The organism is Ramlibacter pinisoli, assembly GCF_009758015.1.
GTDB classification, from domain to species: domain Bacteria; phylum Pseudomonadota; class Gammaproteobacteria; order Burkholderiales; family Burkholderiaceae_C; genus Ramlibacter; species Ramlibacter pinisoli.
The window spans coordinates 189,687-209,906 of record NZ_WSEL01000003.1; the positions used below are offsets into that span (position 1 = coordinate 189,687).

Here is a 20,220-nt window from a genome sequence, read left to right on the forward strand (position 1 = left end):
GTGTGCCTGCGCGTGGCCGGTCGCCAGCGCTCAGTCCGCCGGCGGGGCCTCGCCCAGCACCACGCGTTCGTACGCGTGCAACGACGGCAGGCCGCCGGTGTGCAGGAACAGCACGTTTTCGTCCGGCTTGAGCACGCCCTTGCGCGCCAGGCCGATCAGGCCCGCCAGGATCTTGCCGGTGTAGACCGGGTCCAGCGGGATGCCTTCGGTGCGCGCGAGCAGTTGCACCGCCTCGACCATGGCGGCATTGGGGATCGAATACTTGGGTTGCCAGTAGCCGCCCACGCTCTGCACCGCCTCGCGCGGCACGGTGATGCCGGTCCCGAGCAGGTCCATGACGGCCTGCGCCTCCTTGTGCACCAGCGGCTCCTGGTCCGCCGGGTCGCGGCTGACGCCGATGCCGGTGATCGGGATGCCGATGTTGTTGCCCAGGAAGCCGGCCACCATGCCGCCGTGCGTGCCCGAACTGCCGGAACCGACGATGAGCCGGTCGATGCGCAGCCCCGTCTCGAACAGTTGCTGCTGCAACTCCTGCGCACAGGCGACATAGCCCAGCCCGCCGAGCGCGTTGGAGCCACCACCCGGGATGATGTAGGCCTTGCGGCCCTGCGCCGCCAGGTCGTCGGCGATCTTCTGCATCTCGGCGGCCATGTTGCTGCCGCCGGGCACGACGGTGATGGCCTCCACGCCCAGCAGCCGGAACATGAAGTTGTTGCCGCTGGCCTGCGGGTCGTAGCTGTCCGGCACGCGTTCCTCGATGACGAAGCGGCACTTCAGCCCCTCCTTCACCGCGGCCGCCAGCGTGATGCGGCAATGGTTGGACTGCGGCGCCCCGCAGGTGACCAGCGTGTCGGCGCCCTGAGCCAGGGCATCAGCCACCAGGAACTCGAGCTTGCGGGTCTTGTTGCCGCCCGGGAACAGGCCGAGCATGTCGTCGCGCTTGATCCAGATGCGCGGCCCCTGCCCGCCCGGGCAGGTGGCGGCCAGGGCCCGGCTGAAGTGGGGGAGGAATTCGATCGGGGTGGCGAACGGCGTGTAGCGCCGGCGGGGGAAGCGTGAAAGGTCCATCGCCCGATCTTAATCAGGCCGCCCTCCTAGAATCGACGCTCCACATGACAACCGGAACCACAGGCATGACTCTCCGCTGGATCGGCGCCCTCGCGCTCACCCTGGGCACTTCCTTCAGCTTCGCGCAGGGCTTCCCGGCCAAGCCGATCCGCTTCGTCGTGCCCTACCTCGCGGGCGGCACGACCGACCTGGTCGCGCGCACGGTCGGCGAACAGGTCGGACGCAAGCTCGGCCAGCCGGTCGTCATCGAGAACCGTCCCGGCGCGGGCGGCAACATCGGCATGGACGCGGTGGCCAAGGCGCCGGCCGACGGCTACACCATCGGGTTCGGCGCCATCTCCACCAATGCGCTCAACCCGCACCTGTACAAGAAGATGCCGTTCGATCCGCGCAAGGATTTCACCGCCATCAGCATGCTGGGCTATTCGACCATCGTGCTGGAGGTGGGCCCGGGCGTGCCGGTGAAGGACGTCAAGGAGTTCATCGCCTACGCGAAGAAGAACCCCGGACTGCAGTTTGGCACCGCCGGCGCCGGCACCTCGATGCACCTGGCCGGCACCATGTTCGCCCAGATGGCGGGGGTCAACCTCGTGCACGTTCCCTACAAGGGCAGCGTGCCCGGCATCACCGACATGATCGGCGGCCACCTGCCGGCGATGTTCGACAACCTGCCGGCCTCGCTGCCCCACATCCAGGCCGGCAAGCTCAAGGCGCTGGCGGTGGCGGGCAAGCACCGCTCGCCCTCGCTGCCGGACGTGCCGACCATCGCCGAGGCCGGCCTGGCCGGCTACGAGGTCGATCCCTGGTTCGGCGTGTACGGCCCGGCCGGCCTCGATGCGCGCATCGTCAAGGCCCTGAACGAGGCCTTCGCCGAGGCGCTGGCCATGCCCGCGATCAAGGAGAAGCTGGAGAAGGCCGGCTTCACGCCGCAGGGCTCGACGGCACAGGAACTGGAGACGCTCACGCAGGCGGAATACGTGCGCCTGGGCAAGGTCGCCACCCAGGCTCAGATGTCGGCCGACTGAGCCAGCGCCGTGAAGGCGCGCACCACCTCCGGTGGCGCCTGCACCAGCTCGATCAGCACGCCCTCGCCCCCCAGCGGGAATTCCTCGTTGCCCTTGGGGTGCACGAAGCAGATGTCGAAGCCGGCGGCGCCTCGCCGGATGCCGCCCGGCGCGAAGCGCAGGCCCTGGGCCTGCAGCCACTCGACCGCCACCGGCAGGTCGTCCACCCACAGCCCGATGTGGTTGAGCGGCGTCGCGTGCACGGCGGGCTTCTTGTCCGGGTCCAGCGGCTGCATCAGGTCGACCTCGACCTTGAAGGCGCCGGCGCCGGTGGCGCAGATGTCCTCGTCGACGTTCTCGCGCTCGCTGCGGAAGGTGCCGGTCACCTCCAGGCCGAACAGGTCGACCCAGAGCTTGCGCAGGCGCTGCTTGTCGGGGCCGCCGATGGCGATCTGCTGGACGCCGAGGACACGGAAGGGACGTTGGTTCATGCGGGAACTTTCAGTTCGTCGAAGGACAGGGCCAGGCTGCGCGCCACGCGCGCCTGGCCGTCGATGAGGTTGAGCAGCAGGCCGCGCCCCGCCCAGTCGATGTCGACGGCGCCGAAGTGCAGCTCGGTGAAGGGGTCGCCGATGCGGTTCGGCCCCGCCTCCCGCACGCCCCGGAAGGTGTGGGTGAAGCCGCTGGCCGTGCATTCGGTCAGGGGATAGGGCAGGCGTTCGGTCTCGCGGTAGAAGGCGCCGAAGTGCCGGTCGCCCGACAGCAGCACCACGCCGGTGGCGCCGGTCTCGCGCAGCACGCGGAACAGCCGCTCGCGCTCCAGCGGCAGGTTGCCCCAGCGCTCCCAGCCGTGGCCCTCTGCCAGGAGCTGGATGCCGGACATCACCAGCCGGATCTCGGCCGGCTCGCGCAGCTGCTGCTCCAGCCAGCGCCACTGCGCCGGGCCCAGCATCGTCTTGGCCGGATCGGGGTCGGGCAGGTAGCGCTCCTTGCCCGGCGCGTTGCGCTGGTCGGTGCGGCGCAGCGGCGAGCGGAACCAGCGGTCGTCCAGCAGGATGACCTGGACCCGTCGCCCCGCGGGGCCGAACACGCGCGCGTCGTAGAGCCCCTCGCGCAAGCGCCGCGGGTCGCCGGCGGGCACCTGCCAGTAGTCCAGGAAGGCGTCCTTGGAGGCCTGCCTGCCGGCGAATTCGGCGCCGCCGTCGTTCAGGCCGTAGTCGTTGTCGTCCCAGATCGCCATGTGCGGCACCGTCGACCGCAGCCGCACCAGCCGCTCGGAGCGCTCGGCCTGGGCATAGGCGTCGCGCAACCTCTCGGCGGTGAAGGGCTCCTCGCAGTAGACGTTGTCGCCGCCGAACAGGAACAGGTCCGGGCGCGATGCCAGCACGGCGTCCCAGATGCCCTGCGGCAGCTTCTGGTCGCAGCACGAGCCGAAGCCGATGCGCCGCAGCGGCTCGCCGCCACCGGCCCCGGGCAGCGCGCAGGCGCCGAGCGCCAGCGACGCGCCGGCCGCCAGGAGCTCGCGTCGTTGCAGCACGGCCTCAGGCGAACTCGATGATCGGCTGGTCGACGGCGAGCGATTCGCCCTTGGCCGCCAGCACCTTGCCCACCACGCCGTCGGCGGTGGCGAACAGGACGTTCTCCATCTTCATCGCCTCGATGACGGCGACGCGCTCGCCCGCCTGCACCTTCTGGCCCGGCTGCACGGCCACGTCGACCAGCAGCCCAGGCATGGGCGACAGCACGAAGCGGCTCATGTCCGGCGGCGCCTTGTACGGCATCAGCGCATGCAGCTGCGCCGTCCTCGGCGTCAACACCATGGCGGTGAGGCGCGTGCCGTGGTGGTCGATGGCGATGGCCAGCGGGTTCTTCGGCAGCCCTCGCTCCACCAGCGCGGTGAACGGCTGGCCGCCCACGGTGCCGCGGATGCGTGCGGCGCCCAGGTGCCAGCTGGTGCAGATCTCGTAGCGCTTGCCGTTGGTCTCGACCACGCTGGAGCCGGACACGGCCTGGAAGTCGGAGACCTTGGCCGGGTGCGCCTCGGTCACGCCGCCCTCGCCCAGCTTGACCACCACGTAGTCCTCGCCGACGCGGAACTCGTGCCCGGACATCTGGCCGCTGATGCCGGCCGAGCGCTGCAGGGCGCGCCGGTTCACGAAGGCCGCCAGCGCCACCAGGAAATCGGGATCGCCATGCGCCACGTCCTCGGCCCGGAAACCCTTGCCGTAGTGCTCGGCGATGAAGCCGGTGTTGAACTGGCCGCTGACGAAATCGGGATGCGCCAGCAGCGCGGCCTGGAACGGCACGTTGCTGGAGATGCCGCGGATCACGAAGCCGTTGAGCGCCTCGCGCATCTTGGCGATGGCTTCCGCGCGGTCCTTGCCGTGCACGATGAGCTTGGCGATCATCGAGTCGTAGGTCATGGGGATCTCGCCGCCCTCGGTCACGCCGGTGTCCACCCGCACGCCGTGCAGGTGGCCGGTGTCCGCGGCCCACATGCTCTCGCGCGGGGGCTGGAAGCGCACCAGCCGGCCGGTGGACGGCAGGAAGCCACGGAACGGGTCCTCGGCGTTGATGCGGCACTCGATGGCCCAGCCGTCGCGCTTGACGTCGTCCTGCGTGAGCGGCAGCTTCTCGCCGGCCGCCACGCGGATCATCAGCTCCACCAGGTCCAGCCCGGTGATGCACTCGGTCACCGGGTGCTCCACCTGCAGCCGGGTGTTCATCTCCAGGAAGTAGAAGCTCTGGTCCTTGCCGACCACGAATTCGACCGTGCCGGCCGACTGGTACTTCACCGCCTTGGCCAGCGCCACCGCCTGCTCGCCCATGGCCCGGCGCGTGGCCTCGCTGATGAAGGGCGACGGCGCCTCCTCGATCACCTTCTGGTGGCGGCGCTGGATGGAGCACTCGCGCTCGTTCAGGTAGATCACGTTGCCGTGCGCATCGCCCAGCACCTGGATCTCGATGTGGCGCGGCTCCTCGACGAACTTCTCGATGAACACGCGGTCGTCGCCAAAGCTGTTGCGCGCCTCGTTGCGGCAGGAGGTGAAGCCCTCGAGCGCCTCCTTGTCATTGAAGGCCACGCGCAGGCCCTTGCCGCCGCCGCCGGCAGACGCCTTGATCATCACCGGGTAGCCGACGTCGCGCGCGATCTGCACGGCCTGCTCGGCCGACTCGATGGCATCGTTCCAGCCGGGGATGGTGTTCACCTTGGCCGCGCCGGCCAGCTTCTTGGAGGCGATCTTGTCGCCCATCGCCGCGATGGAGTGGTGCTTGGGCCCGATGAAGGTGATGCCCTCCTCCTCGACCTTGCGTGCGAACTCCTCGTTCTCGGACAGGAAGCCGTAGCCCGGGTGCACCGCCTGCGCGCCGGTCTGTTTGCAGGCCTCGATGATGCGGTCCATCCGCAGGTAGCTCTCGCGGCTGGGGGCCGGGCCGATGTGCACCGCCTCGTCGGCCAGCTTCACGTGGCGCGCCTCGCGGTCGGCGTCGGAATAGACGGCCACGGTCTTGATGCCCATCTTGCGGGCCGTCTTGATGACGCGGCAGGCGATCTCGCCACGGTTGGCGATCAGGATCTTGTCGAACATGGTCTGCAACCTCTTCAGAGGGGAATGTTCCCGTGCTTGCGCCACGGGTTTTCGAGCTTCTTGTCGCGCAGCATCACCAGCGAGCGGCAGATGCGCTTGCGGGTCTCGTGCGGCAGGATCACGTCGTCGATGAAGCCGCGGGCGCCGGCGACGAAGGGGTTGGCGAAGCGGGCCTTGTACTCGGCCTCGCGGGCGGCCAGCTTGGCCGGCTCGTTCTTGTCCTCGCGGAAGATGATCTCCACCGCGCCCTTGGCGCCCATCACCGCGATCTCGGCGTTCGGCCAGGCGAAGTTGACGTCGCCGCGCAGGTGCTTGGAGCTCATCACGTCGTAGGCGCCGCCATAGGCCTTGCGCGTGATCACCGTCACCTTGGGCACGGTGCACTCGGCGTAGGCGTACAGCAGCTTGGCGCCGTGCTTGATGATGCCGCCGTACTCCTGGCTGGTGCCGGGCATGAAGCCGGGCACGTCCACGAAGGTGATGACGGGGATGTTGAAGGCGTCGCAGAAGCGCACGAAGCGCGCCGCCTTGATCGAGCTCTTGATGTCCAGGCAGCCGGCCAGCACCAGCGGCTGGTTGGCCACGATGCCCACCGTCTGCCCCTCCATGCGGGCGAAACCGATCACGATGTTCTTGGCGTAGTCGGGCTGCAGCTCGAAGAAGTCGCCGTCGTCGACCGTCTTGACGATCAGCTCCTTCATGTCGTACGGCTTGTTCGGGTTGTCCGGCACCAGCGTGTCGAGCGAGTAGTCCATGCGGTCCACCGGGTCGTTGCTCGGGCGGATCGGCGGCTTCTCGCGGTTGTTCAGCGGCAGGTAGTTGTACAGCCGGCGCAGCAGGATGAGCGCCTCGACGTCGTTCTCGAACGCCAGGTCGGCCACGCCGCTGCGGGTGGTGTGCGTGGTGGCGCCGCCCAGTTCCTCGGCCGTCACCTCCTCGTGCGTGACGGTCTTCACCACGTCGGGCCCGGTCACGAACATGTAGGAGCTGTCCTTGACCATGAAGATGAAGTCGGTCATGGCCGGCGAGTACACGGCGCCGCCCGCGCACGGGCCCATCACCATGCTGATCTGGGGCACCACGCCCGAGGCCATCACGTTGCGCTGGAACACGTCGGCATAGCCGCCCAGCGACGCCACGCCCTCCTGGATGCGGGCGCCGCCGGAATCGTTCAGGCCGATCACTGGCGCACCGACCTTCATGGCCTGGTCCATCACCTTGCAGATCTTCTCGGCATGCGCCTCCGACAGCGCGCCGCCGAAGACGGTGAAGTCCTGGCTGAAGACGAACACCAGCCGGCCGTTGATCATCCCGTAGCCGGTGACCACGCCGTCGCCCGGCACCTTGTTGCCTTCCATGCCGAAGTCGTGGCTGCGGTGTTCGACGAACATGTCCCACTCCTCGAACGTGCCTTCGTCGAGCAGCAGCTCGATCCGTTCGCGGGCGGTGAGCTTGCCCTTCCGGTGTTGCGCGTCGATGCGCTTCTGTCCGCCCCCCAGGCGAGCGGCGGCGCGCTTGCGTTCGAGCTGGTCGAGGATGTCTTGCATGAACTTTTCTCCTTGTTCGTGGTCAGGCCGGACCGGCCCCGGCGTCCGTTCCCGGAATGCCGAAGGCAGCCAGCAGGCGCCGCGCCGCGGTGGACGCCGGCAGGCGCCCCTCGTCGACGTCGGCGGAAATGGTCGGCAGCAACTCGCGCACCTGCGCGTCCTGCCGGAAGGCGGACCGCAGGCCGCCCTCGATGCGCTCCCACATCCAGGCCATCGCCTGGTGGCGCCGGCGCTCCTGCAGACGGCCTTCGTCGGTGCGCACCTGGCGGAACCGGACCACGGCGGCCCAGAAGGCCTCGATGCCGGTGTTGCGCAGGGCGCTGAGCTGCAGCACCTGCGGATGCCAGGCGCCGCGCTCGCGGCCGTGCTGGGAGAACAGCCGCAGCGCGCTGGTGATCTGGGCCTGGGCGCGGGTGGCGGCATCGGCGTCGAGGTCGGCCTTGTTGATGACCACCAGGTCGGCCAGCTCCATCACGCCCTTCTTGATCGCCTGCAGGTCGTCCCCGGCATTGGGCAGTTGCATGAGGACGAACATGTCGGTCATGCCGGCCACGGCCGTCTCGCTCTGGCCGACGCCGACCGTCTCGACGATCACCACGTCGTAGCCGGCCGCCTCGCACACCAGCATGGCCTCGCGCGTCTTCTCGGCCACGCCGCCCAGCGTGCCGCTGGAGGGGCTGGGGCGGATGTAGGCCATCGGGTGCACCGACAGGTGCTCCATGCGGGTCTTGTCGCCCAGGATGGAGCCGCCCGAGACGCTGCTGGACGGGTCGATGGTGAGCACCGCGACCTTGTGGCCCTGCGCGATCAGGTGCAGCCCGAGCGCCTCGATGAAGGTGCTCTTGCCGACGCCGGGCACGCCGGAGATGCCGAGGCGGAACGACGTCCCCGTGTGCGGCAGCAGCTCGGTGAGCAGGACGTCGGCCTGGACACGGTGGTCGGGGCGGGTCGACTCGAGCAGGGTGATGGCCTTGGCGATGGCCCGGCGCTGCTGCGCGCCCTCACCATCCACCACCGCCCCGGCAAGCGGATGCGCCATGGTCACGGGAGCTGGATCCCGGCCGATGCGGGGATTGCGTGGATGCCCGTGACAACGGGGACGACGTGGATCCCCGCGAAATCGGGGATGGCGTGGATCCCCGCCTTCGCGGGGATGACGCGGTTCAACGCGCCATGGGCGCGGCTCACCGTGTCACCTTGCGGATCTGCTCCAGCACGTCCTTGGCGCTGGCGGGGATGGGCGTGCCGGGTCCGTAGATGCCCTTGACGCCGGCCTCGTACAGGTAGGCGTAGTCCTGCTGCGGGATCACGCCGCCGACGAACACGATGATGTCGTCGGCGCCCTGCTCCCTCAGCTCCTGGATGATGGCCGGCACCAGCGTCTTGTGGCCGGCCGCCAGGGTGGAGACGCCGACGGCATGCACGTCGTTCTCGATCGCCTGGCGCGCGCACTCCTGCGGCGTCTGGAACAGCGGCCCCATGTCGACGTCGAAGCCCAGGTCGGCGTAGGCGGTGGCCACCACCTTGGCGCCGCGGTCGTGGCCGTCCTGCCCCAGCTTGGCGACCATCACGCGCGGGCGGCGGCCCTGCTCGCGGGCGAACGTGTCGATCTCGCCCTTCAGTCTGTCCCAGCCCTCGGCCGAGTCGTAGGCAGCCGCGTACACACCGGTCACCTTCTGCGTATCGGCGCGGTGGCGCCCGAACACCTTCTCCAGCGCATCGGACACCTCGCCGACCGTGGCACGCAGGCGCATCGCCCGGATGCTCAGGTCGAGCAGGTTGCCGTCGCCGTTCCTGGCCGCCGTTGTCAGGGCCTCCAGCGCCGCCTGCACCTGGGCCTGGTCGCGCGTGGCGCGGATGCCGTTCAGCCGGGCGACCTGCTGCTCGCGCACCATGTGGTTGTCGACCTCGAGGATCTCGATCGGATCCTCCTTGGCCAGCCGGTACTTGTTGACGCCGACGATCACGTCCTTGCCGGAGTCGATGCGGGCCTGCTTCTCGGCGGCAGCCGCCTCGATCTTCAGCTTGGCCCAGCCCGAGTCGACGGCCCGCGTCATGCCGCCCATGGCCTCGACTTCCTCGATGATGGCCCAGGCCGCGTCGGCCATGTCCTGGGTGAGCTTCTCCATCATGTAGCTGCCGGCCCAGGGGTCGATGACGCTGGGGATGTGCGTCTCTTCCTGCAGGATCAGCTGGGTGTTGCGGGCGATGCGCGAGGACGTCTCGCTGGGCAGCGCGATGGCCTCGTCGAAGCTGTTGGTGTGCAGCGACTGGGTGCCGCCGAACACCGCGGCCATCGCCTCGATGGTGGTGCGCACCACGTTGTTGTAGGGGTCCTGCTCGGTGAGCGACCAGCCCGAGGTCTGGCAGTGCGTGCGCAGCATCAGGCTCTTTGGGTTCTTCGCGCCGAAGCCCTTCATGATGCGGCACCACAGCAGGCGGGCGGCGCGCATCTTCGCGATCTCGAGATAGAAGTTCATCCCGATCGCCCAGAAGAACGACAGGCGGCCGGCGAAGTCGTCCACGCCCAGCCCCTTGGCGGTGGCGGTCTTCACGTACTCCTTGCCGTCGGCCAGCGTGAACGCCAGTTCCAGCGCCTGGTTCGCGCCCGCCTCCTGCATGTGGTAGCCGGAGATCGAGATCGAGTTGAACTTCGGCATCTTCTGCGCGGTGTACTCGATGATGTCGCCGATGATCCGCATGCTCGGCTCGGGCGGGTAGATGTAGGTGTTGCGGACCATGAACTCCTTGAGGATGTCGTTCTGGATGGTCCCCGACAGCTGGTCCTGCCGCACGCCCTGCTCTTCCGCCGCCACCACGTAGCCGGCCAGCACCGGCAGCACGGCACCGTTCATGGTCATGGACACGCTCACCTGGTCGAGCGGGATGCCGTCGAACAGGATCTTCATGTCCTCCACCGAGTCGATCGCCACGCCGGCCTTGCCGACGTCGCCGGTCACGCGCGGATGGTCGCTGTCGTAGCCGCGGTGGGTGGCCAGATCGAAAGCGACCGACACGCCCTGCCCGCCCGCGGCCAGCGCCTTGCGATAGAAGGCGTTGGATTCCTCGGCGGTGGAAAAACCCGCGTACTGGCGGATGGTCCACGGCCGCACGGCGTACATCGTGGCCTGGGGCCCGCGGATGTAGGGCGCGAACCCGGGCAGGGTGTCGGTGTTCGGCAGGCCCTGCAGGTCGGCCGCCGTGTACAGCGGCTTGACGGTGATGCCGTCGGGCGTCACCCAGTTCAGGGCGTCGACGCTGCCGCCCGGGGCGGACTTGGCCGCCGCTTTCTTCCAGAGGTCCAGGTCCGGGGTATCGCTCATGTCTCGCTTCGGGTCGGTCATAACATCGCAATCTTCGCAAAAACCGGGCGATCGGACAACGGCTAAACTGTCCCTTAGGTGCAATTCAGCCCTGTGAATTTGCGAAGATTGCGAAGATGACCAAGACCTTCATGGGCGTCCGCCTCAAGACGTTGCGCGAGCAGCAGGGACTGACGCAGGCCGCCCTGGCGGCCTCGCTGAAGATCTCGCCCAGCTACCTCAACCAGATCGAGAACGACCAGCGTCCCCTGACGGTGCCGGTGCTGCTGCGGCTGCAGGCCACCCATGGCATCGACCTGCAGCTGTTTTCGGACGACGAGAGCGCGCGCCGGCTGAGCGAACTGCGCACGGTGTTTTCCGACCACCCGGACGCCAACCTGGTCCCGCTGGCGGAGGCCAAGGTGGTGGCCTCGCAACTTCCCTCGGTGACGAAGGTGCTGTTGCACCTGCACAAGCGGTCGCGCGCTTCGGAGGAGCGGCTGTCGTCGATCGCGGCGGATGCGGACGGCGACCGCATGGCGTCCGATCGCGCATCGCCCCTGCAGCCCTACGAGGAAGTGCGCGAGTTCTTCTATGCCCGCCACCACCACATGGCCGTGCTGGACGAGCGGGCGGAGCAGTTGTACGAGGCCGTGACCGGCGACTCGCGCGCGGCGATCGGCGCTTCCGAATTGCTGGGGTGCCTGCGGACGAGGCTGGTCGAACAGCACGGCGTCGAGGTGCGCGAAACCGTGGCCAGCCGCACGTCGGACCAGGCACTGCGCAGCTACGACGCCGGCGCGCGGACGATTTTCCTGGCGACCGACCTGGACCCGGGGCAGCAGGCGTTCCAGCTGGGCGTGCAACTGGCCTTCCTCGAAACCGGTCCGCTGATCGACTCGTTCACCACTGCCGATGCGTTCACGACCTCGCAGGCGCGAAGCCTCGCGCGGCTGGGCTTCGCCAACCACTTCGCCGGCGCGCTCGTGCTGCCGAACCGGCTCTTCCAGGATGCGGCCGAGGCGCTGCGGTACGACATCGAACTGCTGAGCGACCGCTTCGGCGTCAGCTTCGAGACCATCGGCCACCGCCTGTCGACGATGCGCCACACGCCGGGACGCGGCATCCCGTTCTTCTTCGTGCGGGTGGACCGCGCCGGCAACGTGTCGAAGCGGCAGTCCACCGGCGACTTCCATTTTTCGCGCCACGGCGGCACCTGCCCGCTCTGGAACGTCTACGAGGCGTTTTCGCATCCGGGCCAGATCCTCACCCAGCTCTCGAGCATGCCGGACGGGCGCACCTACCTGTGGATCGCGCGCACGGTGGAACACCGGCGTGGCGGCTACGGCGCGCCCAAGCGCATCTTCGCGGTGGCCCTGGGCTGCGACGCGCGCTACGCGGACCGCCTCGTGTATGCCAAGGGCCTCAACCTGGTCGATCCCGACGCGGCCACGCCGATCGGCGCCGGCTGCAAGGTCTGCGACCGCACGGACTGTGCCCAGCGCGCGTTCCCGCCGCTGGGACGCACGCTGCAGATCGACGAGAACCAGCGCGGCTTCGCGCCCTATGCCTCGAGCATGTGAAGGACAGCCGGCCATGCGCGACCTCGATCCGATTTCCATCCGCCTGTTCCTGGCCACGCTGGAGGAAGGCAGCATCGCCCGGGCGGCGGCGCGCGAGAGCATCGTGCCGTCGGCGGTCAGCAAGCGCATCTCCGACCTGGAGGCGCAGCTGCGGGTGCCCCTGCTCGAGCGTGGCGCGAAGGGCGCGCAGGCCACCCCCGCCGGCCAGGCGCTGGCCCACCACGCCCGCCACCTGCTGCAGTCCATGGAGCGCATGCAGCGCGAAATGGCCGGCTATGTCGAAGGCGTGCGCGGCGTCATCAGGCTGCTGGCCAGCGTGACCTCGCTGGCGGGGGAGTTGCCGGCCGACATCATGCGGTTTCGCGCCGACCGGTCGCAGATCGAGGTGGACGTGGAGGAGCGTGTCACCCCGGCGATCTACCGTGGCGTGCGCGAGGGACTGGCCGACGTGGGCGTGGCGTCCGAATTCGCCAGCCACGAGGGCCTGCAGGTGTTCCCGTACCGCCGCTATGCGCTGGCGGCCGTGCTGCCGGCCGGGCACGCGCTGGCGCGGGAGCCCGCCATCCCGTACGCCGACCTGCTCGACGACGACCTGGTGGAGCTGAGCCGGGACAGCGGGATCGCGCAGGTCTTCGACGACGCCGCGCGCGAGGCCCGGACCTCGCGCACGGTGCGCGCCCGGGTGAGCTCGTTCGAGACCGTCTGCACGCTGGTCGCCCGCGGCATGGGCGTGGGGGTGGTGCCCCTTTACCTGAAAGCGGCCAAGGAGCGGGCGCTGGACGTGCGCTTCGTGCCGCTGACGGACGCCTGGTCGCAGCCGCGCAGCTTCGTGGCCGTGCGCGACTTCGACGCGTTGCCGGTCGCCGCCCAGGCGTTCGTGACCCACCTTCGCGCCAGCGCGGCAGCCGCAGGCTGATCCGCAGCCTGCATCCGGGTTTTCCCCGGGTTCTCGGGACGAGAAGGCACCGGTTCCGAACCATTGCTTGGCGCGCCGGCGGCGAGCGCTGATGATTCGCGCGACCCCACGACCGCCCCACATGACCGAGACCCCCACCTACCTTTCCGACGACTCCCTGCCCCTGCGCGGCATCAAGGTCCTGGAGCTGTCCCACATGATCATGGGCCCGGCCGGCGGGCTGGTGCTCGCCGACCTCGGTGCCGAGGTCATCAAGGTCGAACCGCTGGACGGCGACCGCACGCGCCGGCTCAAGGGATCGGGCATCGGCTACTTCCCGGTGTTCAGCCGCAACAAGCAGAGCCTGGCGGTCGACCTCAAGTCGGCCGAGGGCCAGGCGCTGGTGCGCGAGCTGGCGCAGGGCTGCGACATGCTGCTGGAGAACTTCCGCGACGACAGCCTGGTGCAATACGGCCTGGACTACCCGACGCTGAGCGCATCCAACCCCGGCCTGATCTACATCTCGCTCAAGGGGTTCCTGTCCGGCCCCTACAAGCAGCGCACGGCGCTGGACGAAGTCGTCCAGATGATGGGCGGCATGGCCTACATCAATGGCGGCACGGGAGCGCCGCAGCGCGTGGCGCCGTCGATCAACGACATCCTGGGCGGCACGTTCGGCGTGGTGGGCGCGCTGGCCGCCCTGCACGACCGCCAGCGCACCGGCCGCGGCCGGCACGTGCGCGCGGGCCTGTTCGAGAACAACCTGCTGCTGGTCGCGCAGTTCATCGCGCAATACCAGCTGACCGGCACCCCGCCCATCCCCATGGGCGACAAGCGCACGCCACCCTGGGGCGTCTACGACATCTTCGACACCCAGGACGGCCGCGTCTTCGTGGCGGTGGTCAGCGACGCGAACTGGCAGACCTTCTGCCGCGACTTCCTGCCGCCAACTTTCGGCGAGGACGCGCGCCTGCGCACCGCCATCCAGCGCGAGGCGGCCCGGCCCTGGCTGGTGCCGGCCGTGGCCGAGGTGCTCAAGGAATGGAAGACGGCCGAGCTCTGTGCGGCGCTGGAGGCCGCCGGGCTCTCGTACGGGCCGATCCGCCAGCCGCACGACCTGCTAGAAGACCGGCACCTGAACGAGGGCGGCGCCCTGCTGCCGACCACCATGCCCGACGGCACGCGCGTGGCCGCCGCCGCGCTGCCCATCGAATTCGACGGCCGCAAGGTCGGCAAGCGCCTGGACCCGCAGCCCGTGGGCGCGCAGACGCGCGAGATCCTGCGCGGCATGGGCCTGGACGAGACGCGCATCGACGCCCTGGTGAGCCAGGGCGTGGTCGGTGCGTGAAGAAACCCTGACAAGACGAGAGCGCAAGGAGACACCATGAACCGCCGCGACTTCACCCTGCTGGCCGCCAGCCTGGCCAGCATCCCCGCCTGGGCCCAGGCCTGGCCCGCCAAGCCGATCCGCATGATCATCCCCTCGACGCCGGGCGGCGGCACCGACTTCACCGGGCGCCAGCTCAGCACCAAGCTGGCGGAAATGAACGGCTGGTCGGTCGTGCCGGACAACCGGCCCGGCGCCGGCACCGCGCTGGGCCTGGCCGAAGCGGCGCGGGCCAAGCCCGACGGCTATGAGCTGGTGATCGCGCAGTCGGACAACGTCTCGCTGATCCCCCTCCTGCTGAAGGTCGCCTACGACCCGATCAAGGACCTCACGCCGATCGCGCTGGCGGCCGTCACGCCGCTGGTGATCCTGGTCCCGGAGAACTCGCCCTACAAGACGCTGCCCGACCTGATCAAGGCGGCCAAGGAACAGCCCGGCCGCCTGACCTACGGCACCTCCGGCACCGGCGGCGGCGTGCACATCGCCCTGGAGATGCTGCAGCTGGCCGCTGGCTGCAAGATGCAGCACGTGCCCTACAAGGGGTCGACGCCGGCCCTGGCCGACCTGATGGGCGGTCACCTGAACTTCGCCGGCTCCTCGATCTCGTCGGCCGCCTCGCTGATCCATTCGGGCAAGGTGCGCGCGCTGGCGGTGACTTCCGCCAAGCGCAACGCCAGCCTGCCCGAGGTGCCGGCCGTGGCCGAGTTCGGCTACAAGGACTTCAACGCCATCAGCTTCTACGGCGTGATGGGCCCCGCCGGCATCCCGGCACCGGTGGTCGCCCGCCTGAACGCCGACATCAACAAGATCCTGCAGCGGTCCGACGTCAAGGCCGCATTCCAGGCACAGGGCTTCGACGCCGGCGGCGGCACGCCCGAGGAGTTCGCCGCCCTGATCCGCGCCGACATCCAGAAGTCGCGCGAGATCATCACCACCGCCGGGATCAAGGTCGAATGAGCGCACACCCCGACTCCGTGCTGGTCTGCGAGGTCGGCCCGCGCGACGGCCTGCAGATGGCCCAGGGCCGCATGGCCACCGACGTGAAGCTGCGCTGGATCCGCCAGCTCGCCGATGCCGGGCTGCGCGAGATCGAAGTGGGCAGCTTCGTCTCGCCGCGGATGATTCCGCAGATGGCGGACACCGGCGAGGTGGTGCGCGGCGCGCTCGCCATCGACGGCCTGACCGTCTGTGCGCTGGCCTGCAACCTCAAGGGCGCCATCGCGGCGCACGAGGCCGGCGCGCACGTGGTCGCGATCCCGGTCTCGGTGAGCGATACCCACAGCCACGCCAACGTGAACAAGGGCACCGACGCCCAGGTCGAGATGGTGCGCAGCATCGTCGACTGGGTTCGCGCGCAGTCGCGCCCGATGCGCATCGACGTGGCCGCCGCGACGGCCTTCGGCTGCTCGATGGAGGGGGACGTGCCGCGGCGCCGGGTGGCGCAGGTCGCCGCCGCACTGGCGGCCACGGGCGCCGACCGCGTGGCGCTGGCCGACACGGTGGGCTATGCGCATCCGGCCCTGGTCCGCGAGACGGTCCGCGAGGTGCAGGATGCGATCGGCGCCACGCTGACCAAGCTGCACCTGCACGACACCATGGGCCTGGGCCTGGCCAATGCGCTGGCCGGGCTGGATGAGGGCATCCGCGAGTTCGATGCCTGCCTCGCCGGCCTGGGCGGCTGCCCCTTCGCACCCGGCGCCTCGGGCAACATCGTGACCGAGGACCTGGTGTTCATGCTGGAGAGCATGGGCCGCCCCACCGGCGTCGACCTGCCCCGGCTGCTCGAGGCCCGCTCGCTGTTGCGCCAGGCCCTGCCGCAGGAGCCGATGCGCAGCGGCGTGGCGGCGGCGGGCATCCCGCGCACGTTCAGGACCTGAGCCTCAAGCCCGAGCTGCACAGGCCGATCGCGACCGGTCGGCGGCGTGCGGTTGCATGGGGTGCTCACCTGGACCGCTTGGCGCGCCAGGCGTATCGTGACGACAGGCTGCGCACCGCCGCGCGGCGAAGGGGTACGCCATGCAGATCCTTCTTCCCGTGGACGGCAGCGAATACACCAAGCGCATGCTGGCCTACATCGGCACCCACCATGACCTGCTGGGCACGGAGCACGACTACACGGCTTTCACGGTCGTGCATTCGCTGTCCCCGCACGCCGCCCGCTTCCTCGATCCGGCCGTGCTGGCCGACTACTACGCCGAACAGGCCGACGAGGTGCTGCGGCCGGTGCAGGCTTACGCGGCCGAACAGGGCTGGCGGATGAAGGTGGCCCGTGCCCACGGCCCGGCCGCCAAGCTCATCGCCTTGTATGCGCAGGAACATGCCCAGGACCTGATCGTCATGGGCGCCCACGGGCACTCGGCCCTCGGCAACATGGTGATGGGGTCGACCACCAATGGCGTGCTTGCCCGCTGCAAGGTGCCGGTGCTGCTGATCCGTTGAGGCGGCCGCCGGCCGTCGGGGTCGCTCAGTCGGGCTTGGCGCCCGACTCCTTCACCACCTTCGCCCACTTCACCATCTCGGTCTGCACCATGCCGGCCAGCTGCTCGGGCGTGCCGGGCGCCGGCTCGAGACCCAGGGTCGCGAGCTTCTCCTTCACGTCGGGCATCGCGAGCACCCGCGCCGTCTCGGCGTTGATCTTCAGCTGCACCTCGCGCGGCAGGTTGGCCGGTGCGAACAGCGCGAACCAGGACGTCGCCTCGAAGCCGGGCAGGCCCGACTCGGCCAGCGTCGGGATCTGCGGTGCGGCCGGCGAGCGCTGCGCGCTGGTGACGGCGATGGCGCGCAGCTCACCCGACTTCACCAGCGGCAACGCCGAGGGCATGTTGTCGAAGATCATCGTGATGCGCCCGCCCAGCAGGTCGGGAATGGCGGCGGCGCGGCCCTTGTAGGGGATGTGCTGCATCTTCACGCCGGCCAGCGTGTTGAACAACTCGCCCGACAGGTGGATCGAGGTGCCGCTGCCACTGGAGCCGAAGCTCAGCGGCTGCTGCTTGGCCAGGGCGATCAGCTCGGGCACCGTCCTGGCGGGAACGCTGTTGTTGACCACCAGCAGGTTGGGCGTCGACGCCAGGAAGGCGATGGGCGTGAAGTCCTTCTGCGGGTGGTAGGGCATGTTGGGGTACAGCGCCGCGTTGATCGCATGCGTGCCCACCGTTCCCACCACCAGTGTGGCGCCGTCTGCCGGGCTCTTGGCCACGAAGTCGGCGCCGATGTTGCCGCCCGCCCCGGGCTTGTTGTCGACGGTGATGGTCTGGCCGAGCGAGCTCCACTTGTCGGCCAGGATGCGCGCCAGCGTGTCGGGCGCGCCGCCGGGCGTGAAGGTCACCACGATGCGGATCGGCTTGGTGGGCCAGGTGGCCTGTGCCGAGGCGGCCAGGCTGGCCAGGCCGAGGACGAGGCCGGCGCCCAGCCGGGCGATCCATGCTGCTGTCATGCACTGTCTCCTGCTTGTTTGCGAGGCATTCTGCCCAAGGCGCCTGGGCGCAAGCCCCGGGAAAGCGAGAGGTCCCGGGCCGGCCAGCGCAGCGCGTTGTCGGCCTTTCGCATGCCATCATGCGGCCCACCTCAACAAGGCTCAACCCAGCATGCGACTGACCGTCTCCTTGCGTCTGGCTGTCGCCACGGCGTTCCTGGCTGGCTCCGTCTTTGCCCAGGACGCCCGCCCCCCCGCGGCCGCCACCCTGCCGCTGGCGGACGTCCATTTCCACCTGATGACCTTCATGACCCCGGCCGACCTGAAGGCCCGCATGGAGAAGCACAACATCCAGTGGACCATCAGCGCCGGTGCCTTCGGCATCCCCGATGTGGCGACCCCCATGGAACGGGACGCCGGGGCCCAGCAGTTGCTGAAGGACCGCTACATCCCGGCCACCGGCCTTTACGAGACCTACCACGCCGAACGCAAGGTCGGGGTCCGGCTCTACACCGACCAACCCAGCCCGGAGCGGGAAGAATTGCTGCGCAGCATCGAGGAGCAGCTGGCGGTGCAACCCCGGGTGGTGGCGGAGATGGTGCCGAATGCGGAGTCGTCCAGCGTGCTTCCGACGTTTCGGCGGCGGATCGCCACCGACGGACCGTACTACCGGCAGCTGCTCACGGTCGCGAAGAAGCAGGGCCGCCCGGTGCCGATGCACATGCAGTTCCACCGCGAGTCGGTCCAGCAGCTGTCACAGCTGCTGCAGGACCAGCCGGACGGCATCGTCCTGCTCTCGCACTGCGGCAAGGACAGCGCCGCCAAAGACGTCCGGGTCATGCTTGAGAAACACCCGAACCTGTACTGCGACCTCAGCTTCCGCGGGGCACCGCTGGCCACGGCGGAAAGCCGCCAGGATCCGGCGCGCCTCATCTTCTGGGGCAAGAGCCTGTTCCAGTCGGCCGGCATGAAGCCCGAGTGGCGGCAGCTGGTCGAAGACCATCCCGACCGCTTCATGGTCGGCATCGACGACGTGCACAGCTGGGGCATCTACGACGACACCGTGACCGCCATCCGCGAAGGCGTGCTGGCCCAGCTCACGCCCGCGACGGCGGAAAAGGTGGCCTTCCGCAATGCGGTGCGGCTGTTCCGCCTGGCCGCGCCCGACGCGGCCGTGGCCGGCGCGGAGCCCGCCGCGCAGCAACGGGCGCCCTGAGCGCCCATGCCGGCGGCCGGCGCCGGCCGCCGGTCAGAACGCCGAGATGCCGGTCTGGGCGCGCCCCAGGATGAGCGCGTGGATGTCGTGCGTGCCCTCGTAGGTGTTCACCACCTCGAGGTTGACCAGGTGGCGGGCCACCCCGAACTCGTCGCTGATGCCGTTGCCGCCCATCATGTCGCGCGCCAGCCGCGCGATGTCCAGCGCCTTGCCGCAGGAGTTGCGCTTCAGGATGGACGTGATTTCCACCGAGGCGGTGCCCTCGTCCTTCATGCGGCCCAGGCGCAGGCAGCCCTGCAGGCCGAGCGTGATCTCGGTCTGGATGTCGGCCAGCTTCTTCTGGATCAGCTGGTTGGCCGCCAGCGGCTTGCCGAACTGCTTGCGGTCCAGCACGTACTGGCGGGCGCGGTGCCAGCAGTCCTCAGCGGCGCCGAGAGCGCCCCAGGCGATGCCGTAGCGGGCCGAGTTCAGGCAGGTGAATGGGCCCTTCAGGCCGCGCACCTCGGGGAAGGCGTTCTCCTCGGGGCAGAACACCTCGTCCATCACCACCTCCCCGGTGGTCGAGGCACGCAGGCCAACCTTGCCCAGGATCTTGGGTGCCGACAGGCCCTTCCAGCCCTTCTCCAGCACGAAGCCGCGGATGGCGCCCTCGTCGTCCTTGGCCCAGATGACGAACACGTCGGCAAACGGCGAGTTGGAGATCCACATCTTGCTGCCGGTGAGCTTGTAGCCGCCGTCGACCTTGCGGGCGCGCGTGATCATGCTGCCGGGGTCCGAGCCGTGGTTCGGCTCGGTGAGGCCGAAGCAGCCGATCCATTCGCCGGTGGCCAGCTTGGGCAGGTACTTCTGCTTCGTCGCCTCGTTGCCGAACTCGAAGATCGGCACCATGACCAGCGACGACTGCACGCTCATCATCGAGCGGTAGCCCGAGTCGACGCGCTCGACCTCACGGGCGATGAGGCCGTAGCAGACGTAGTTGAGGCCGGCGCCGCCGTACTGCTCGGGGATGGTCGAGCCGAGCAGGCCCAGCTCGCCCATCTCGCGGAAGATCTTCGGGTCGGTGGTCTCGGTGCGGAACGCTTCGATCACGCGCGGAGCCAGGCGATCCTGGCTGTAGGCCTGCGCGGCATCGCGCACGGCTCGCTCGTCGTCGGTGAGCTGCTGGTCCAGCAGCAGGGGGTCGGCCCAGTTGAAAGCGGCTTTGGCAGCCATGAAC

At 69.4% G+C, this 20,220-nt stretch carries 17 protein-coding genes; 8 read left to right on the plus strand and 9 right to left on the minus strand.

Annotation, left to right across the window (positions count from 1 at the left end; translation table 11 throughout):
- Positions 1–30: 30 nt before the first annotated feature.
- A complete protein-coding gene (gene cuyA, locus GON04_RS02070; protein ID WP_157396349.1) occupies positions 31–1,068 on the minus strand; it encodes a D-cysteate sulfo-lyase in 1,038 nt (345 codons plus the stop codon).
- Between the two features lie 65 nt (positions 1,069–1,133).
- On the opposite strand from cuyA, the gene GON04_RS02075 reads away from it, so the two are divergent.
- Positions 1,134–2,093: a Bug family tripartite tricarboxylate transporter substrate binding protein gene (locus GON04_RS02075; RefSeq protein ID WP_157396350.1), complete on the plus strand. Its 960-nt coding sequence runs from the start codon at positions 1,134–1,136 to the stop codon at positions 2,091–2,093.
- Here GON04_RS02075 and GON04_RS02080 read toward each other — a convergent pair.
- From GON04_RS02080 to scpA, 6 genes are all read right to left on the minus strand, one after another.
- Positions 2,075–2,563, minus strand: a complete 489-nt coding sequence (locus GON04_RS02080) for a VOC family protein (RefSeq protein WP_157396351.1) — start codon at positions 2,561–2,563, stop codon at positions 2,075–2,077. The genes GON04_RS02075 and GON04_RS02080 overlap by 19 nt on opposite strands.
- Positions 2,560–3,609: an alkaline phosphatase D family protein gene (locus tag GON04_RS02085; RefSeq protein ID WP_157396352.1), complete on the minus strand. Its 1,050-nt coding sequence runs from the start codon at positions 3,607–3,609 to the stop codon at positions 2,560–2,562. The genes GON04_RS02080 and GON04_RS02085 overlap by 4 nt, the downstream gene beginning before the upstream one ends.
- Before the next feature lie 4 nt (positions 3,610–3,613).
- On the minus strand, positions 3,614–5,662 hold the full coding sequence (locus tag GON04_RS02090) for an acetyl-CoA carboxylase biotin carboxylase subunit (protein ID WP_157396353.1): 2,049 nt from the start codon (positions 5,660–5,662) through the stop codon (positions 3,614–3,616).
- Between the two features lie 14 nt (positions 5,663–5,676).
- On the minus strand, positions 5,677–7,209 hold the full coding sequence (locus GON04_RS02095) for an acyl-CoA carboxylase subunit beta (RefSeq protein ID WP_157396354.1): 1,533 nt from the start codon (positions 7,207–7,209) through the stop codon (positions 5,677–5,679).
- A gap of 22 nt (positions 7,210–7,231) precedes the next feature.
- Complete coding sequence (gene meaB / locus GON04_RS02100; RefSeq protein WP_157396355.1) at positions 7,232–8,248, minus strand: methylmalonyl Co-A mutase-associated GTPase MeaB; 1,017 nt, start codon at positions 8,246–8,248, stop codon at positions 7,232–7,234.
- Between the two features lie 145 nt (positions 8,249–8,393).
- The gene (scpA, locus tag GON04_RS02110) at positions 8,394–10,532 is read right to left on the minus strand and encodes a methylmalonyl-CoA mutase (RefSeq protein WP_181653840.1); all 2,139 of its coding nucleotides are present in this window, start codon (positions 10,530–10,532) and stop codon (positions 8,394–8,396) included.
- Between the two features lie 116 nt (positions 10,533–10,648).
- On the opposite strand from scpA, the gene GON04_RS02115 reads away from it, so the two are divergent.
- The 6 genes from GON04_RS02115 (at position 10,649) to GON04_RS02140 (ending at position 16,815) form a co-directional block, all read left to right on the plus strand.
- Positions 10,649–12,094: a short-chain fatty acyl-CoA regulator family protein gene (locus tag GON04_RS02115; protein WP_157396358.1), complete on the plus strand. Its 1,446-nt coding sequence runs from the start codon at positions 10,649–10,651 to the stop codon at positions 12,092–12,094.
- 13 nt (positions 12,095–12,107) lie between these two features.
- On the plus strand, positions 12,108–13,010 hold the full coding sequence (locus GON04_RS02120) for a LysR family transcriptional regulator (RefSeq protein ID WP_232532935.1): 903 nt from the start codon (positions 12,108–12,110) through the stop codon (positions 13,008–13,010).
- Positions 13,011–13,131: 121 nt separating this feature from the next.
- Positions 13,132–14,337, plus strand: a complete 1,206-nt coding sequence (locus tag GON04_RS02125) for a CaiB/BaiF CoA transferase family protein (RefSeq protein WP_157396360.1) — start codon at positions 13,132–13,134, stop codon at positions 14,335–14,337.
- A 36-nt stretch (positions 14,338–14,373) separates the two neighbouring features.
- Positions 14,374–15,333, plus strand: coding sequence for a Bug family tripartite tricarboxylate transporter substrate binding protein (locus GON04_RS02130; RefSeq protein WP_157396361.1), 960 nt, complete (start codon positions 14,374–14,376; stop codon positions 15,331–15,333).
- Positions 15,330–16,253, plus strand: a complete 924-nt coding sequence (locus GON04_RS02135; RefSeq protein WP_157396362.1) for a hydroxymethylglutaryl-CoA lyase — start codon at positions 15,330–15,332, stop codon at positions 16,251–16,253. The genes GON04_RS02130 and GON04_RS02135 overlap by 4 nt, the downstream gene beginning before the upstream one ends.
- 139 nt (positions 16,254–16,392) lie before the next feature.
- Positions 16,393–16,815 (plus strand): universal stress protein, encoded by a 423-nt coding sequence (locus GON04_RS02140; protein WP_157396363.1) that lies wholly within the window; start codon positions 16,393–16,395, stop codon positions 16,813–16,815.
- A gap of 25 nt (positions 16,816–16,840) precedes the next feature.
- Here GON04_RS02140 and GON04_RS02145 read toward each other — a convergent pair whose 3' ends face one another.
- Positions 16,841–17,809, minus strand: coding sequence for a tripartite tricarboxylate transporter substrate binding protein (locus GON04_RS02145; RefSeq protein WP_157396364.1), 969 nt, complete (start codon positions 17,807–17,809; stop codon positions 16,841–16,843).
- Between the two features lie 151 nt (positions 17,810–17,960).
- Here GON04_RS02145 and GON04_RS02150 point away from each other — a divergent pair, with 151 nt between their 5' ends.
- On the plus strand, positions 17,961–19,004 hold the full coding sequence (locus GON04_RS02150) for an amidohydrolase family protein (protein ID WP_157396365.1): 1,044 nt from the start codon (positions 17,961–17,963) through the stop codon (positions 19,002–19,004).
- A gap of 33 nt (positions 19,005–19,037) precedes the next feature.
- On the opposite strand, the gene GON04_RS02155 is transcribed toward GON04_RS02150, so the two are convergent.
- Positions 19,038–20,216 carry an acyl-CoA dehydrogenase gene (locus tag GON04_RS02155; protein WP_157396366.1) on the minus strand — a complete coding sequence of 393 codons (1,179 nt, stop codon included), beginning with the start codon at positions 20,214–20,216 and terminating at the stop codon, positions 19,038–19,040.
- Positions 20,217–20,220 lie beyond the last annotated feature (4 nt).

What these genes read in the sequence shown, in the direction of transcription:
- cuyA (WP_157396349.1), bottom strand. Translation starts at nt 1,068, where the DNA reads ATGGACCTTTCACGCTTCCCCCGCCGGCGCTACACGCCGTTCGCCACC.
- GON04_RS02075 (WP_157396350.1), top strand. Translation starts at nt 1,134, where the DNA reads ATGACTCTCCGCTGGATCGGCGCCCTCGCGCTCACCCTGGGCACTTCC.
- GON04_RS02080 (WP_157396351.1), bottom strand. Translation starts at nt 2,563, where the DNA reads ATGAACCAACGTCCCTTCCGTGTCCTCGGCGTCCAGCAGATCGCCATC.
- GON04_RS02090 (WP_157396353.1), bottom strand. Translation starts at nt 5,662, where the DNA reads ATGTTCGACAAGATCCTGATCGCCAACCGTGGCGAGATCGCCTGCCGC.
- GON04_RS02095 (WP_157396354.1), bottom strand. Translation starts at nt 7,209, where the DNA reads ATGCAAGACATCCTCGACCAGCTCGAACGCAAGCGCGCCGCCGCTCGC.
- meaB (WP_157396355.1), bottom strand. Translation starts at nt 8,248, where the DNA reads ATGGCGCATCCGCTTGCCGGGGCGGTGGTGGATGGTGAGGGCGCGCAG.
- scpA (WP_181653840.1), bottom strand. Translation starts at nt 10,532, where the DNA reads ATGAGCGATACCCCGGACCTGGACCTCTGGAAGAAAGCGGCGGCCAAG.
- GON04_RS02115 (WP_157396358.1), top strand. Translation starts at nt 10,649, where the DNA reads ATGACCAAGACCTTCATGGGCGTCCGCCTCAAGACGTTGCGCGAGCAG.
- GON04_RS02120 (WP_232532935.1), top strand. Translation starts at nt 12,108, where the DNA reads ATGCGCGACCTCGATCCGATTTCCATCCGCCTGTTCCTGGCCACGCTG.
- GON04_RS02125 (WP_157396360.1), top strand. Translation starts at nt 13,132, where the DNA reads ATGACCGAGACCCCCACCTACCTTTCCGACGACTCCCTGCCCCTGCGC.
- GON04_RS02130 (WP_157396361.1), top strand. Translation starts at nt 14,374, where the DNA reads ATGAACCGCCGCGACTTCACCCTGCTGGCCGCCAGCCTGGCCAGCATC.
- GON04_RS02135 (WP_157396362.1), top strand. Translation starts at nt 15,330, where the DNA reads ATGAGCGCACACCCCGACTCCGTGCTGGTCTGCGAGGTCGGCCCGCGC.
- GON04_RS02140 (WP_157396363.1), top strand. Translation starts at nt 16,393, where the DNA reads ATGCAGATCCTTCTTCCCGTGGACGGCAGCGAATACACCAAGCGCATG.
- GON04_RS02145 (WP_157396364.1), bottom strand. Translation starts at nt 17,809, where the DNA reads ATGACAGCAGCATGGATCGCCCGGCTGGGCGCCGGCCTCGTCCTCGGC.
- GON04_RS02150 (WP_157396365.1), top strand. Translation starts at nt 17,961, where the DNA reads ATGCGACTGACCGTCTCCTTGCGTCTGGCTGTCGCCACGGCGTTCCTG.
- GON04_RS02155 (WP_157396366.1), bottom strand. Translation starts at nt 20,216, where the DNA reads ATGGCTGCCAAAGCCGCTTTCAACTGGGCCGACCCCCTGCTGCTGGAC.